The following is a 15,171-nucleotide window of genomic DNA, read 5'->3' on the forward strand; positions in this document are numbered from 1 at the left end:
ATGCGGTATCCGTAAAAAGTGCAACAGACGCTGCACATAAGGAAAATAGGAGGTAATGCGTCATTATGATAGCATGAGTTATGATAAATTTCTCATTTGCCATAAGGACTACAGATGTCCAACAATCAAATATCAGCAGCAGTCAAAACAGCTGTAACGCATGCAAGGCAGGACTTAGCAAGTAAGCAGCCCGCGCAAAAAATCAGTAGTGCTATAAATGTTACTGAAAATATGATAACCAGTATCACTGATAATGATAGCTCTAATACCAGTATTGCTGAGTCAATAAAACCCGTTAGCAATCCTCCAAGACGTTACTTTACCCGTCAGCGTCGACAGTTGACTAGCAATCAGCGCCAAAGACTTGCCCGCGATGCTAGTTTGCATCTGCTCAAATTGCAACAGCGTTTGCCTACCAATGCGCGAATCGGCCTCTATTACGATGGCTTTGGTGAGCTGCCAACACAACCAGTATTGGATTGGTGTTTGCGCTTAAATTATCAGCCCTATTTGCCCGTAGTTGGCTCCCTAGGTCGTAATAAAAAGGGCAAGGATGATAAGACTTTGCGCTTTGTGCCTATTTATCATAATAGATTAATGAACGTACCAACCCATCTCCATAGCTTAGGCATGAAACAAAATCATCATCGTCAGTTATTATGGGCGCGAGAATTGGATGTGATTGTCTGTCCTTTGACGGCAGTCGATAAGCAAGGTAATCGCATGGGAATGGGCGGCGGATTTTATGATACAACGCTCGGTAAAAGCTATCGGTCGGGCGCTAAAAAGCCATTAAAAATTGGCTGGTGTTATGACTTTCAAGTGGTTGAGCAATTAGCGCGCCAACCGTGGGATGTGCCATTAGATGGCTTAATTACGCCAAGCGGCATAAGGTGGTTTTGATGAAAAATAACAATAAAAAATTTGAAAAAGACTCTAGCGCTGCTGATTCCAGTGCAGACAGTGTGGATGAATATTTGCAAACATTAGGCAATGAGGACGCTAGGGAGCTGCGTTACTACAGTCAAGAGCAACCCTTTAGCTCTGATGAGATGACAAGGCTTGTCAATGAAGAACGCTTAAATGAGTTGCTCGCGCAAAGTGATGCATTTTTGAGTACTTTGAATGGTGAGATTAGAGATTTTGATGAATAACACATATATAACTGATAGAGCACAATTTGAAGAAACGCGGTTATAGAGTGGTTTGATTTGATCGACGCTTGCTTTTTATTGCCAGACTATTGTTTCTACATGGCCTATAAACTATACTTATCGCAAATAATTATCATTACAGTATAGGTCGTTGATCGTGGACAAAGTAAAAAAAGAGTTTATGTCGCCCGCTTCGCTACAAGTTTGTTTTTATCTGTTCGTGCTATTACTCTTGGCCACGCCTGCGGCTTATATTTATGATTACAACGGCTTTGATTTTGCTGAACTAAGAACCTTTTTGCTAGCGCTTGCAGCATTTTATACCTTCGCGCTTAGCACCCATATTGAAATACGTCATATAAAGCCCTCTAGCAGCACATCTTTTCTACGTTTTTTGGTTCCTATATCTCAATGCTTTTCTTTTATTCTGCTGTCTTTGTTTGCGTTGGCTATTGTTGAATACATCAATGGCGATTTGAGACTAGATCGTGTTTATGACCCCTTCATTATGCTGTTTTTCGTATACCTGTTGCGCAAAAATATAGAAAGTATAAAGCAAGATATCGCTACTTAAGATAACCGTCTAACTTAATTATTCTAACAGTCCTATAACTAATGCAAAAAAAAAGACGCTTACCGATAAGCGTCTTTTTTGTTGGGTACTTGGATTGAGTTAAAGGGCTGACCAAATCACCTACAGCACCATCGCCGCAATCCAACCAAAGGCCAGTAGCGGAATATTATAGTGAATAAAGGTTGGCACCACACTGTCTTTGATATGGTCATGCTGTCCATCAATGTTTAGACCAGACGTTGGCCCCAACGTTGAGTCTGACGCAGGCGAACCCGCATCACCCAGCGCGCCAGCCGTACCGATAATAGCAACGGTTGCCAAAGGCGAAAAACCTAAAGAGATACACAGCGGCACATAAATCGCAGCGATAATCGGAATGGTTGAGAACGACGAGCCGATACCCATCGTTACGACCAAACCAATTCCAAGCATGACAAAAGCGGCAATGGCTTTATTACCAGCAAACAAGTTGGTTGCCCCATCAATCAGTGGCGCAATCTCACCCGTCGCTTTCATGACTTCTGCAAAACCCTGCGCAGTAATCATAATAAAGCCAATCATCGCCATCAATTTGATACCGTCATTAAAGACGCCATCAGCATCACGCCACTTCACCACGCCGGTCGCCATAAACACACCAAAGCCAAACATCGAACCCAGCAATAGCGAATCGGTATAAAGTTGTACGACAAAAGCAGTCACGATAGCAGCTAGCGCAACCAGCGTTTTTAGTTTGCTTTGCGACTGTGCGCCAGCCGCAGTTTTACTCAATGCATCGCCTTCTACTACGGCATCATGTGCTTGCTGATCTATCGCAATCTGCTGATATACGCGCGGCTTACGATAGCTGATAAATACGGCGACTAGCAAACCAATTAGCATCCCCAGTGCGGGAATCGCCATGGCCTTGACCACAGAGATATTAGCGATATCAATGCCCGCCTCACCGACGTTTTTTAGCATGATTTGATTGAGGTAGATATCACCAAAGCCATATGGGATAAACATATAGGTGGTGACCAAACCAAAGGTCAACAGACAAGCGATCAGACGTCTATCAATATGCATTCGATTAAATGCTAACAATAATGGCGGTACAAGTAGCGGAATAAAGGCAATATGAATAGGGATTAAGTTTTGGCTAAAGCAGCTCATGGTAATCAAGCCTGCAAACAGCATGTACTTAATCATGCCACTCGTGCCCGCTGAGTCAATACGCCTAATCACCGCGCCTGCTAGTGATTGCGGCAAGCCCGAATGAGCAATGGCGACCGCAAACGCTCCAAGTAACGCATATGACAGTGCAATTTGTGCACCATTACGGATACCTTCTTGAAACGCATTGAGCGTATCAGTAATACCAAGACCCGCTATTAATCCACCAGCCAGCGCACCAATTAATAAACTGAGCACCACGTGCACTCGCGCAAGTGACAGCCCCAACATGATGATGACTGCCAGCAGTACCGCATTGATTGCCATGTGTTGCCTCGTATTCTATTTGCTTTGGTTCAATTTAAACTTATTGATATCTCATAATGTATGGATATCGCCATCGTCTTACAAACGCTTTTTCTCGAATGTGTCTATAAAGCGTTCTACGCTAAAACACACCGTTTAAGACGCGCGACAGTTTACCTTATTTTGCCTATAAAACCTATGCGTAGACCCCAATAGATATTTGATAGATGCTATTTATAAGTGATCTATAAGCATCTGTTATGACTGCTTTCTATGATTCTTGTATGGTTACTTCCTATATACAGATTCTCACCAATGACGCATAAAGCTCATAACCGTATGCCGATCTATATTCAGTTAGATATAAATATTTTGCACAGTTAAGCAGGTGAGTTTGAGTACAAGCCTTGCAATTTTATCTGGGAGCACCATTTATCTAAACATGAACCACGAACTTGACTTTACAAGTCTGGTGAACGAGGAAAAATATATGAGTGAACATAAAATAGCCCAAGACAATATCGACATAGATGTCGACGTTTCATCTACTGTTGCTGATGATAGCCAGCCAGACACTTTGTCTAGTCATGCGTCAGAAAGCGAGTTAGAGACAGCGTCTGACAATACTGAAACCACTGCCAAAGATGACGATAGTGAAAACAGTACCAGTGAAGACGACGATGCTAAAGACAGCGTTGAAGACGACACCTACTTACCGTTATTGGCACTGCGTGATGTGGTCGTCTATCCACATATGCAGATTGCCTTGTTCGTAGGTCGTGCGCCATCGGTTAAAGCGGTCGAGCTGGCACAGGCTGAGTACGGCAATAAAGTACTAGTCGTGGCGCAAAAAGACTCGCTGACCGAAGACATCGATCAAGACAACTTGTATCAATACGGTACTGTGTGCCGCATCGTCAGTACCATGCCGCACGATAGCGATGAAAATTGTATCAAGGTATTGATCGAAGGTCAGTATCGTGCGCGCGTTGACAATATAGAAGATCGCGACACGTTATTGATGGCGAAATTTGAACGTGCTGACCTCGATGTCAGTATGGATGAAAGCCAGCAAAAAAACACCATTCAAGCGCTGACCACGCTGTTTGAAAGCTATGCTGATGCGCGTCTGCGTAATGCGCGTGAGCTAACGCGTGTGGCGAAACGCATCGATGACTTACTTGAGTTGGTCTACTTTATCTCAACTCGTGTGTCGATGGATCTTGATATCAAGCAGTCGTTCTTAGAAAAAGACGATATAAAGACACATATCAATACCTTGACCGAATACTTGGTCAAACAAAGTGCTGAGCAAAATATCGAACAAGATATCCAAGAAGCTGTCCGTCAGCAAATGGAAGAAAATCAGCGCGAGTACTTCTTAAACGAAAAAATGAAAGCTATCAAAAACGAGCTGTCAGATATGAATGACGGCGCGTTCGATGGTGATGATGATGTGGCTGAGCTAGAGCAGCGCTTAGAAGATGCTGACCTGCCAGAAGATGTACGCAAAAAAGCAGAGCAAGAGTTTAAAAAGCTCAAAATGATGCCGCCTGCATCGAGTGAATCGTCAGTCGTACGCAACTATATTGAATGGATTTTGGACACGCCGTGGAATGCGACGACCAAAGTTTCGATCAATTTAGACAAAGCTAAAACGGTACTAGACGAAGATCATTACGGATTACAAGATGTAAAAGACCGCATCTTAGAATACCTCGCCGTGCAATCACGTGTGAAAAAGCTTCGTGGTCCGATTCTATGTCTCGTCGGTCCTCCTGGTGTGGGTAAAACTTCACTAGGTGAGTCGATTGCGCGTGCTACGGGTCGTAAGTTCGTGCGTATGGCGCTTGGCGGCGTACGTGATGAAGCGGAAATTCGTGGTCATCGCCGTACCTATATCGGTGCAATGCCGGGTAAAATTGTTCAGTCGCTTGCGAAGGTAGAAGTCAAAAACCCGCTATTCTTATTAGATGAAATCGATAAGATGGCGCAAGACTTCCGCGGTGATCCAGCATCAGCCTTGCTTGAAGTGTTAGATCCTTCACAGAACGATACGTTTAACGACCATTATTTAGATATGGACTTAGACTTGTCGCAAGTGATGTTTATCTGTACGGCTAACAGCATGGATATTCCAGCTGCGCTTCTTGATCGGATGGAAGTTATTCGCTTACCGGGTTATACCGAAGAAGAAAAAGTAAATATCGCACAGAAGTATCTAGTGCCAAAAGCGATTAAAAATAACGGCCTCAAAGAAGGTGAGATTGAGATTGTTGAAGCAGCGCTGCACAGTATCGTTCGTAGCTATACGCGTGAAGCTGGTGTCCGTAATCTCGAGCGTGAAGTGAATAAAATCTGCCGCAAAGTCGTTCGCGGTTCAGTCGAAACACATGGCGCACGTGCTCCGAAAAAAGCAGAACGTGAGCTAATCGTGGTTGATGACAAAAACATCGATGACTATCTCGGTGTCCATCAATATGACTATGGTCTGGCTGAAGAAGAGCCTGAGATTGGTCGTATCACAGGTCTAGCTTGGACACAAGTCGGTGGTGAATTACTCACTATCGAAGCAGTCGCCATGAAAGGCAAAGGCGAGCTTAGCTTTACAGGGTCACTTGGCGATGTCATGAAAGAGTCGATTCGTGCCGCCATGAGTGTGGTTCGTGCTCGCGGTGACAGCTTAGGGATTGATTACGAGACGTTCAAAACCACGGATGTCCACGTGCATATGCCTGAAGGCGCCACGCCGAAAGATGGCCCATCAGCTGGTGGTGCACTGACAACAGCACTAGTCTCTGCGTTAACTGGCATTGCCATTCGCCCAGATATTGCGATGACAGGTGAAATTACTTTACGCGGTAAAATCCTGCGTATCGGTGGTCTCAAAGAGAAGCTGCTCGCGGCACATCGTGGCGGTATCAAGCACGTATTGATTCCAGCGACCAATGAGCGTGATTTGGCCGATATTCCTGATAACGTGAAAGAAGGCTTAACCATTCAGCCAGTCGCGACGATTGAAGAAATCTTAAAGGTTGCTTTGGTGAGTATGCCAGTACCGCTTAAACCTGCTAAAGTGACGGTTGATAAAACCTCAAGCAAAGCACTGCATAGCTAATCTGATTAGTTACTAATCCAGTCTTACAAATTAAAGAGCCGCTCATCATATGATGGGCGGCTTTTTTTTGGCAAAAATAAACAACAATCTCTCTAAAACCCTGTGCTATATTTTATACAAATGTTTGTTAATTAGGAAAGTACAATGTTAAATCACTTAAGGGTGCCTCTAGTTGTAATAAGCACATTACTACCCCTCGCTTTGTTAGGCTGCCAAACCAACAGCCTTAATCATTCAGCACAAACCAGTACCGTTATCGACGATAAAAACTGGTCAGCGACCACACTAAAACCCAGACTGTTTCAAACGATCACCAACTACGACTGGCAATTAACGCATCTCAGTGATGGTGATGATAAACTCATAGGTCTCACTCTTCAGCCACCCCTAACTATGCACGTTCGCCCAGACCTATTAACCTTCGATGACGGCTGTTACCGATATCTCGTGACTTTTGATATGTGGTTGCCCTTACCTTATCCTTATACAGATGCATCAGTACAAGATACAGCTAAATCACCAGTCACGGCTGCTGACTGCACTTCGATATATCAAGCAACCACCCAAGACTGGCGTGGTGACACAATCATCCCTAGCGATACAGCATATCTACTAAATATGACTTTTGGGCGCTACGCAGGAACAAATTTTATATTTAATCCCGCGATAATTCAGTCCATACAGGTTAATAAAACCGTAGAAAAACAGCTCGCTTTAAAGACCAGTAAGGGGAAAACCCTTATCTTTTCGGGCACGCCCAAACCTGAACACCCCGTAGCTGGCATACCACTCACCAATGATTTATTAGAGCGCTATCGCTGGCAGCTGGTACGAGTGACGGACAAAGCAGGCGCAGTCTTGAGCGAATTTACGCAAATAAAAGAGCCTATTATGCTTTCCTATGGTTTGGATAACTATGGTGGCGATGAGGGTGACGAACAAAATGGCTTTGAGTCAGGTATATATGGTCAAAGCTTTGGTATCTCTATTGGCTGCAACGGCATTAGTGGACCTTACGCCCTCTCTATCAATCAAAGTTTACTAACTGGCAGCTTTCCTTCTACTATGATGAGCTGTGGCGATGCTCTTGATGATGTCGAATCACGGCTTCGACGTATGATGACCCATAGTAAGAGTCGACTGATCTTAACGCACGCAAATAATAAGGCAAAGACAACTACAGAGCAGTCAGAGCCAAACTACTTACTCACCCAAACGCTAGATTCTGGCGAAACACTGATATGGAAAAGTAAAGCAAAGAAAATACCCTAGCTCTCTATTTATGTTTATCTATTTTGACAAAGGATTAACTTAATGTTTTTACTCAATAAAGCTCGTCCATTGATTCTTACCAGCCTATTTGCAGCCTTCGGTGTAGTAGGTTGTCAGTCCACGGCTACCACATCCACCCTTCAAACGGATAAAAATGAAGATATTAACCACTTAATTTCTGCAGGCTCAGCCAAACCATTAGCATCTCCCACTGGATTACCCATCAATAGCGAGTTATTGGAGCGCTTCGATTGGCAACTGGTCAGCGCGGTACGCAATACTTTTAATGATAAAGGGCAAATAGTATCTAGACAGCCTATTAGTGATTTTTATTTTCCTAACCACCCTATCTCACTCGAATTTAGAACTAGTCCAGACAGTCCATATATTGCTTTCAACTCAGGCTGCAATGGTTCTAGTGCGCCTTACTTTTTATTAAGGGATAATACTTTAAAAGTTAGTAACATCCTCAGTAGCGCGATGAACTGCGGTAAAACAGGTGATAGAATTGAGACCAATCTATTTGATTTAATGCGTAATAGCAATAGCCAACTAACTTTGAGTTTGCAACTTTCACAATCAATACCATCAATAGCAGATAATCAGACTGATATGCCTCGCTATAATTTATTGCAAACGATGGCAACAGGCGAAACCTTGGTCTGGCAAAACGAGGCAAAGAAAATACCTTAATACACTTTCAAACCCATACGATACTTACATTTATTAACCGATTGTTGCGCTTTTAATGAATATCTATGACAAGCCCTTGGCTATACTGATTGCGACATCAACGAATGTTGTAACAAAACCAGTAACGATTATAAATATAAACATTTGAAAGACTATTTAAATAAACGGAGAAGACGATGAAAAAAGTAATTCTTGCAAGCGCTCTATTATGTGGTTCTGCTCTAGCTATGACTGGTTGCCAAAGTACAGAAGGTCAATTAAAGACTGGCAATCCACTGAATCAACCTGTGTTGAAATCAGCGCTTAAAACAACAGACGCGAATAAAACGGAAGTTGGCCAAGTATTCTTACGTCCAGTCGATGGTGGTGTACAGGTCTACGGTAAGCTAATGAACCTGACACCTGGTCAGACTGTTGCCCTACATATTCATGAAACTGGTAGCTGTGATGTTATGGGTAAAGCGGCAGGTGGTCACTTTAATCCGGACAACAAGCCACATTCTAATCCTGATGATATGAATGGTCATGCAGGTGATTTGCCAAACCTAACGGCAAATGAAAATGGTGTTGCTACTATTAATTATGTGAACAAAAAAATCGCGGCAACAGAAGCAGGTAAATACAGCGTTAATCGCCTAGCCTTTATCGTTCATGGTGGTACTGATGACTATACTAGTCAGCCAGCAGGTAATGCAGGCGACCGTATCGCTTGTGGTATCATCGAAAAGAACTAATGACATTTAGAGTTTATTGACAGCATAAAAAAACCTCTTAGATTATCTAAGAGGTTTTTTTATGACTTAAAATATTACGATGGCAAGATGGAGGTACAAAGCCTAAAGGTAAAAAAGGATTACTCTTCTACCCACTCGCCTTTGCGCCAGTACACACCCCAACGCGTGGCTTTGCCGTTTTTCTCAGAGCCTATATACTGCTCTTTTTTCTTACGTGACCAACGTAGAATCGTTGCATTACCCTCAGGATCTTCGTCTGGACCTTCGAACAGATACTGGAACTTGTCTTCCATTTTGTCTTTGATTTCTCTTAGCTCAGCGAGCTTTGGTGCACGTGTCTCCCTTACTTTCGGGAACTTAGATGCTGCCAAGAACATCCCAGCTGCGCCTTCACGCAAAATGAAGTAATCCTCATGCTTGACCGATTTTAGCTCTGGCAAGTGAATCGGATCCATACGCGGTGGTGCTGCTTCGCCTGTTTTTAGCACTTTACGAGTATTGTCACATTTCTGACAAGCGAAGTATGGACCAAAACGTCCCGTCTTCAGCTCCATCTGCCCATCACATTTATTACAATCGATGGTCGGCGCATCTGAACCCGGTACTTCGAACTTACCTTCTTCTAGAATATAGCCATCGCAATCAGGGTTGTTACCGCAGATGTGTAGCTTAAGACCACCATCCACGATATAGCCGTTCATTGCAGTGCCACATTTCGGGCAGCGTTTTTTCTCCATCAAATCTTTGACTTCAGCTGCTTCGTCTTCCTCACCTTCGGCATCATCAAGATTAGCAAAAGCTTCGACTGGCATTAAGTTCTTGGTGCCTTTACAGCGCTCTTTCGGTGGTAAATTGTAACCCGTACAACCTAAGAAGACACCCGTAGAACCTGTACGTAATTGCATCGGACGATCGCAAATATCGCAGTGGACGTCTGGTACATCGGTCGGATCATTTGGACGCATGCCGTCTTTTTCTTTAGCACGATCCAGAGTCGTTTTGAAGTCACCGTAAAAATTATCGAGGACATCTTTCCAGTCTGTATCGCCTTCTGCCACATGATCAAGCTTGTCTTCAAGCGCGGCGGTAAAGGTATAATCCATCAAATCTGGGAAACTTGCCGTCAGTCTGTCAGTGACGATATCGCCCATTTTTTCGGCAAATAAACGCTTGTTTTCAAGCTTCACATAACCACGATCTTGAATGGTTGAGATGATAGAAGCATAAGTCGATGGACGACCGATGCCTTTTTTCTCAAGCTCTTTGACTAAGCTTGCCTCGGTATAGCGCGGTGCAGGCTTGGTAAAGTGTTGGCTTGGATCAAGCTTGTCTAGCGTTAACTTATCGCCTTTTTTGACATCAGGTAACAAGGTATCATCGGTCTTCGCCGGCGGCATGACTTTGGTATAGCCGTCAAACACTAACGTACGACCACGAGCTTTTAGCTCGACATCATCAGCACCAACAAACAAGTTCACTGACAGATACTTTGCTGGCAGCATTTGGCAGGCGACAAACTGACGCCAAATCAGCTCATACAGACGTATCGCATCACGTTCAACGCCTTTCAGCTGTGTCGATTTCATATTGACATTAGACGGACGAATCGCCTCATGCGCCTCTTGTGCGCCTTGCTTATTACCGTAGAAGTTAGGCTTTTCTGGTACATACTTCGCGCCATAGCTGTCTTCGATATAGCCACGGACAGCGGCAAGTGCATCGCCAGATAAAAAGGTCGAGTCGGTACGCATATAGGTAATATGACCAGCTTCGTATAAACGCTGCGCCAAAATCATGGTTTTCTTAACCGAAAATCCCAATCGCGTACTGGCTGCTTGTTGCAATGTCGAGGTAATAAATGGCGCACTCGGACGTGATTGTGTTGGCTTTTCTTCACGCTCTTTAACGATAAAGTCGTTGGCGTTAAGCACTTCTAAGACTTTATCCGTCTGCTCTTTATTGACGAGCTTTAGCGTTTTGCCACCTTGCTTGGTTGCCTCTAAACGAATGGCAATTTGTTCAGCGTCTTTTTTACTGCTAGCGACGTGAGTATCAGCATGAATCTGCCAGTACTCTTCTGGGATAAAGGCGCGAATTTCATGCTCACGCTCGACCACCAAACGCATGGCGACCGACTGTACACGCCCTGCTGACAGACCGCGTGCAACCTTTTGCCACAATAATGGCGATATCATAAAACCAACGACGCGATCCAAAAAGCGGCGTGCTTGCTGGGCATTGACGCGGTCGATATCGAGTTTGGAGGGTTGTTTAAAGGCATTTTGAATGGCGGTTTTGGTAATCTCGTTAAAGACCACGCGCTCATACTTGCTATCAGCGCCACCGATGACTTCTTTGAGATGCCAAGCGATGGCTTCCCCTTCTCTATCCATATCCGTTGCCAGATAGATTTTGTCAGCGTCTTTGGCTAAGGCTTTGAGCTCTTTAATGACTTTGGTTTTGTTTGGCAGTACTTCGTACACTGCTGCCCAGTCATGTTCAGGGTCGATACCCATGCGACGTACCAATGCTTGCTGCGCTTTTTCTTCTTTGCTCAGACTGTCATCTTTTTTGCTAGTCGCTGGCTTCTTCGCACTTTTACTCGCACCGACGGGTAAATCGCGTACATGTCCGATACTCGAGCGAACAACGAAGTCATTGCCGAGGTATTTATTGATCGTTTTTGCCTTGGCTGGTGACTCGACAATCACCAAAGACTTACCTTTGGAGCTGTCAGAGACAGGAGCTGGACTTTTTTTAGTTGTGGTTTTTGCCATATTTGACGACACCATAATATAAGTAGTTTAAAAGTAAGGTTAAATTCAGCAGCATGGCAATTTATGGAAGCTGATCATCATAGATCAACGATTTATTGTAATAATAGCTGCCGATATAAAAGGGTATAAAGCAAGCAACGACGCCGATACGAGTCATAAAACAGCAATAAAGATACAAAGACGTTACACTGCTAGGCGCTGAGCTGTCAACTGTAAATAACTGGGGCATCGCAAAACTGCTTGCCTATTGCTCATTAATGGAGACTAAAAAACGATTTACTAGTTCTTGCGATTTTTTTGCATCTGTAACGCCCACGCTTCAAGCTGTGCTTTCAGTACTAGTAAGTCTGCCTCAATCATTTTTTGCTGATAATTAGGATTTGTTACTGGGCGCACATAGGCGATATCTTCCCAGTAAATAACAATGCTATTGGACTTGATTAACAAGGCTTTTACAAACGGCTCAATACTGGCTGGCAATGCTAGCGGCACTTTGTCCAAGCTAAAATTAGTTTGAGGTGGCGTATTGCCATTACTACTGCCACTCGCATTTTTGTCTGCAGGGTTTGCGTTGCTGTTTGCATTGCTATCTGGTCGCCAGCACCCATCGATGACCTGATAACGGGTTAGTGGCAGTTTAACATTATCTAGCACCAAGCCATACTGACCAAGCATCCCGCGACCATATTCATTGTCTTTGCCCCTGATCCAATCCGGACAAGCGATCAGTTTTGGGTTCAACTGTAAGCGACGGGCGGTCATGCGTAAATGATCCAAGCGCTGATCGATACCGCTCGGTTTGAGCGCCATCATACTCCCTAGTACGAATAGTACAATGGCGATGACAATCCATATTCCCATAACAACCTGACCTTTAGCTGAATTAAAATACTGCTGAGGCGATACATTTGACCTGATCTATCATAAAACCTATTAACGAGTAACTGACTGACCAGTGATTTGTCGTACCCGTCCTTATAATAAGCACGAACCATAAAAAATCAAGCAGGGCTCATAAAGGGATTAGTCGATAATCAGGTGATTGCCATTTGATTGGCACTTGATTGGCAAATGCATTTCACCCAGCAATCCTACTATTTATACTGGCATATCAATCAGTTAGTACGAAAAAAAATAAGTTTAATAACAAGATACAAAAAGTTGTACGCAGCAAAAAGTGCTATGATAAACCATAATTTTAGACGCGCGCAGGTTTATTATGAATTATCTTATTGAGTCAAACTCATCAACCGCTCTTTTAGCCAGCAAACTGACGAATAAATTCATGAGTAAAACCAGTATCGTCTTTTCGCTGATGAGCGCCGCATTATTCACCCTGTCAGGCTGTGCCACGACCCAAAGTCTCACACCGCAGCAGTGCCAAAGCAGCAATTGGCAAGAAGTCGGCTACACCGATGGCATCCGTGGACGCTCGGGCGCATACTTTGGTCAATATACCAATCAATGCGCCAGCGTCGGCGGTGCTAGCCCCAACCGCATTCAATGGGAACAAGGTCGACAGCAAGGTCTAAAAAATTACTGCACTGAGCTTAATGCTTACAAGATTGGTCGCGAAGGCTATGACTGGCAGCCTGTCTGTCCCCTTGAGGGCATCGAGAAGTTGGAAGAAGCTTACTCTCAAGGACGCTACTATTATATTCGCCAGCGTGATCTTGATTACCTACGCACGCCCTATCCATTTGCCTACGGACCTGCTGGTCGTTATGGTTATAGTCCGTTTGTCTATGGCTGGTAATCTAGGGCGTGTCATCAATTAGCACATTTATATATTTAGTGGTTTTAAAATGGCTAAATTTTGCTAAACATCGTTATCCTTGCTAACCATATGAAGCTTCTTATCCCTTCAAAAAACCATATCGAAATCAAGTTAGCGATAATTGAATGAGATATTGTGGCAAACGGTACAGTCTATTAAACAAATCTTGCATTAAAGGAAACCTCGCAAGGTTACCCTAGCGAGGTTGAAAAAAGTTTATTATTTTAATTATTCTTATTATTATCTTGGGGTCTGTTGAACATTCAAATATTAGGACTGCTGATCGCTAAAATCGCATCAAACTAGGCGTAAACCGACGATAATGTCGAGACCTTAGCTAGGTTTATATCGCTCAGCGTGCTAATTTTACTGATAAGCTTCTTAATATAAGCACGGCATTAGGCACGGCAAATTACTTTATTCGTTAACAAAAGCTATTTTACTAAGACCAGCCTGACTGGCAGCGGCGAGCACTTGAGCGACAGTGTCGTACTTACTGTCTTTGTCAGCACGCAATTGTACAGAAGGATCTTTACCCGCAGCACTTTGCTGTTGTAACCGTGCCTCTAGCTCCTCCATGCTAATCGCATCGCTGTCCCAAAATATCCCTGCGTCTTTATCGATGCTAATTTGAATAGCCTCTGGCGGTGTTTCATTGATCTCGGCACTGGTCTTCGGCAACTCTAATGGCACCGTCGGATTTAATACGGTCGCCGTCAATAGAAATATAATCATCAATACCAGCATGATGTCGATAAGCGGAATGAGGTTCATCTCATTCATACTTTGACTATCATCATCGCCCAATTGAAATGCCATAATCACTCTCAATACATTTGGTTATTCGCAATACAGCTCGCTTGGCTCTCGCCTAACGGACTGTTTCATCAATGGATAATTGTTAAGGCTGCGACGCGGCTGAACTCTGATAATGCGTCACTTGCTGAGCATCTGCTGCGTTTGAGTGCATACTTTTTGCCAATGGATCTTGGGCAACGGTAGACTTGCTGTCTATTGAAGGTTGCTGTGTGACTACCATCTCGGCAGAATGTGCCAATAAGTCATGCGCTCTATCGTTGGCGTGATACATCACACAGCGGTTGATACGCACTGCAAGGTTATAAAACACCACTGCTGGAATCGCTACGGCAATCCCCAAACCTGTCATAATAAGCGCCTCACCAACTGGTCCTGCCACTTGTCCCAAGCCCGCTTGCCCACTCATACCAATATTATGCAGTGCATGGAAAATACCCCATACTGTCCCAAACAAGCCAATAAACGGCGCAATCGCTGCCGTCGTCCCAAGGATAGGCAATCCACGCTCGCTGGCAAAGCGATAACGACCAATATGCTTGAGTAAGGTCTGCTCAGTAACCACACGGCGAGTAGAGGTATCTGCGGCTATCATCTCGCCCTGTTTTATCTGAATCTGTTGACTCAAATCATCTGCAACCGTCGCCGCCAACTTGCGGCTTTGTAGCACACGAATAATGCCAGTCACCCAAGAGAGGATAGATAAAGCCAGCAACAAAAAGAACAAAGTTTTTGTCACCATGTCGCTGATTTGCCAGTATTGCATAAAGTCCATATTAGACTCCTTAGAGTATT

General features: G+C 44.0%; 13 protein-coding genes. 8 read left to right on the plus strand and 5 right to left on the minus strand.

The genetic code is table 11. The features are described 5' to 3' along the window. Positions 1 to 114 precede the first annotated feature (114 nt). From ACMFL8_RS11100 to ACMFL8_RS11110, 3 genes are all read left to right on the plus strand, one after another. Entirely contained in the window at positions 115 to 903 is a 789-nt protein-coding gene (locus ACMFL8_RS11100; protein WP_413191006.1) for a 5-formyltetrahydrofolate cyclo-ligase, read from the plus strand. Then, positions 903 to 1,154 carry a hypothetical protein gene (locus ACMFL8_RS11105; protein ID WP_413191007.1) on the plus strand — a complete coding sequence of 84 codons (252 nt, stop codon included), beginning with the start codon at positions 903 to 905 and terminating at the stop codon, positions 1,152 to 1,154. The genes ACMFL8_RS11100 and ACMFL8_RS11105 overlap by 1 nt, the downstream gene beginning before the upstream one ends. Positions 1,155 to 1,311: 157 nt before the next feature. Continuing rightward, positions 1,312 to 1,728, plus strand: coding sequence for a hypothetical protein (locus ACMFL8_RS11110; RefSeq protein WP_413191008.1), 417 nt, complete (start codon positions 1,312 to 1,314; stop codon positions 1,726 to 1,728). A gap of 120 nt (positions 1,729 to 1,848) precedes the next feature. Here ACMFL8_RS11110 and ACMFL8_RS11115 read toward each other — a convergent pair whose 3' ends face one another. Beyond that, positions 1,849 to 3,210 carry a Na+/H+ antiporter family protein gene (locus ACMFL8_RS11115; protein WP_413191009.1) on the minus strand — a complete coding sequence of 454 codons (1,362 nt, stop codon included), beginning with the start codon at positions 3,208 to 3,210 and terminating at the stop codon, positions 1,849 to 1,851. A 469-nt stretch (positions 3,211 to 3,679) separates the two neighbouring features. Between ACMFL8_RS11115 and lon the strand changes: the two genes are divergently transcribed. The 4 genes from lon to ACMFL8_RS11135 all read left to right on the plus strand — a co-directional run bounded on the left by lon (position 3,680) and on the right by ACMFL8_RS11135 (position 9,006). Next, entirely contained in the window at positions 3,680 to 6,307 is a 2,628-nt protein-coding gene (gene lon / locus ACMFL8_RS11120) for an endopeptidase La (RefSeq protein ID WP_413191010.1), read from the plus strand. A gap of 144 nt (positions 6,308 to 6,451) precedes the next feature. Next, positions 6,452 to 7,579, plus strand: a complete 1,128-nt coding sequence (locus tag ACMFL8_RS11125) for an META domain-containing protein (RefSeq protein WP_413191011.1) — start codon at positions 6,452 to 6,454, stop codon at positions 7,577 to 7,579. Between the two features lie 42 nt (positions 7,580 to 7,621). Continuing rightward, complete coding sequence (locus tag ACMFL8_RS11130; RefSeq protein WP_413191012.1) at positions 7,622 to 8,272, plus strand: hypothetical protein; 651 nt, start codon at positions 7,622 to 7,624, stop codon at positions 8,270 to 8,272. A gap of 176 nt (positions 8,273 to 8,448) precedes the next feature. Beyond that, positions 8,449 to 9,006 (plus strand): superoxide dismutase family protein, encoded by a 558-nt coding sequence (locus ACMFL8_RS11135; protein ID WP_210540262.1) that lies wholly within the window; start codon positions 8,449 to 8,451, stop codon positions 9,004 to 9,006. A 119-nt stretch (positions 9,007 to 9,125) separates the two neighbouring features. On the opposite strand, the gene topA is transcribed toward ACMFL8_RS11135, so the two are convergent. Both topA and ACMFL8_RS11145 read right to left on the minus strand, forming a co-directional pair. Beyond that, entirely contained in the window at positions 9,126 to 11,783 is a 2,658-nt protein-coding gene (gene topA, locus ACMFL8_RS11140) for a type I DNA topoisomerase (RefSeq protein ID WP_010196278.1), read from the minus strand. A gap of 279 nt (positions 11,784 to 12,062) precedes the next feature. Next, positions 12,063 to 12,644, minus strand: a complete 582-nt coding sequence (locus ACMFL8_RS11145; RefSeq protein ID WP_189580033.1) for a hypothetical protein — start codon at positions 12,642 to 12,644, stop codon at positions 12,063 to 12,065. 424 nt (positions 12,645 to 13,068) lie between these two features. Here ACMFL8_RS11145 and ACMFL8_RS11150 point away from each other — a divergent pair, with 424 nt between their 5' ends. Beyond that, on the plus strand, positions 13,069 to 13,539 hold the full coding sequence (locus tag ACMFL8_RS11150; protein WP_194619649.1) for a DUF2799 domain-containing protein: 471 nt from the start codon (positions 13,069 to 13,071) through the stop codon (positions 13,537 to 13,539). Positions 13,540 to 13,977: 438 nt separating this feature from the next. Here ACMFL8_RS11150 and ACMFL8_RS11155 read toward each other — a convergent pair whose 3' ends face one another. Both ACMFL8_RS11155 and ACMFL8_RS11160 read right to left on the minus strand, forming a co-directional pair. Beyond that, positions 13,978 to 14,379: an ExbD/TolR family protein gene (locus ACMFL8_RS11155; protein ID WP_240215331.1), complete on the minus strand. Its 402-nt coding sequence runs from the start codon at positions 14,377 to 14,379 to the stop codon at positions 13,978 to 13,980. Between the two features lie 82 nt (positions 14,380 to 14,461). After that, entirely contained in the window at positions 14,462 to 15,151 is a 690-nt protein-coding gene (locus ACMFL8_RS11160) for a MotA/TolQ/ExbB proton channel family protein (protein WP_413191013.1), read from the minus strand. Between the last annotated feature and the right edge of the window lie 20 nt (positions 15,152 to 15,171).

Origin of the sequence: Psychrobacter sp. AT9, from assembly GCF_047272965.1 — a bacterium.
Taxonomy (GTDB): domain Bacteria; phylum Pseudomonadota; class Gammaproteobacteria; order Pseudomonadales; family Moraxellaceae; genus Psychrobacter; species Psychrobacter glaciei.

Coding starts and splice junctions, on each gene's coding strand:
- ACMFL8_RS11150 (WP_194619649.1), top strand. CDS start 13,069: ATGAGTAAAACCAGTATCGTCTTTTCGCTGATGAGCGCCGCATTATTC.
- ACMFL8_RS11105 (WP_413191007.1), top strand. CDS start 903: ATGAAAAATAACAATAAAAAATTTGAAAAAGACTCTAGCGCTGCTGAT.
- ACMFL8_RS11155 (WP_240215331.1), bottom strand. CDS start 14,379: ATGGCATTTCAATTGGGCGATGATGATAGTCAAAGTATGAATGAGATG.
- ACMFL8_RS11115 (WP_413191009.1), bottom strand. CDS start 3,210: ATGGCAATCAATGCGGTACTGCTGGCAGTCATCATCATGTTGGGGCTG.
- lon (WP_413191010.1), top strand. CDS start 3,680: ATGAGTGAACATAAAATAGCCCAAGACAATATCGACATAGATGTCGAC.
- ACMFL8_RS11125 (WP_413191011.1), top strand. CDS start 6,452: ATGTTAAATCACTTAAGGGTGCCTCTAGTTGTAATAAGCACATTACTA.
- ACMFL8_RS11160 (WP_413191013.1), bottom strand. CDS start 15,151: ATGGACTTTATGCAATACTGGCAAATCAGCGACATGGTGACAAAAACT.
- ACMFL8_RS11130 (WP_413191012.1), top strand. CDS start 7,622: ATGTTTTTACTCAATAAAGCTCGTCCATTGATTCTTACCAGCCTATTT.
- ACMFL8_RS11135 (WP_210540262.1), top strand. CDS start 8,449: ATGAAAAAAGTAATTCTTGCAAGCGCTCTATTATGTGGTTCTGCTCTA.
- ACMFL8_RS11100 (WP_413191006.1), top strand. CDS start 115: ATGTCCAACAATCAAATATCAGCAGCAGTCAAAACAGCTGTAACGCAT.
- ACMFL8_RS11145 (WP_189580033.1), bottom strand. CDS start 12,644: ATGGGAATATGGATTGTCATCGCCATTGTACTATTCGTACTAGGGAGT.
- topA (WP_010196278.1), bottom strand. CDS start 11,783: ATGGCAAAAACCACAACTAAAAAAAGTCCAGCTCCTGTCTCTGACAGC.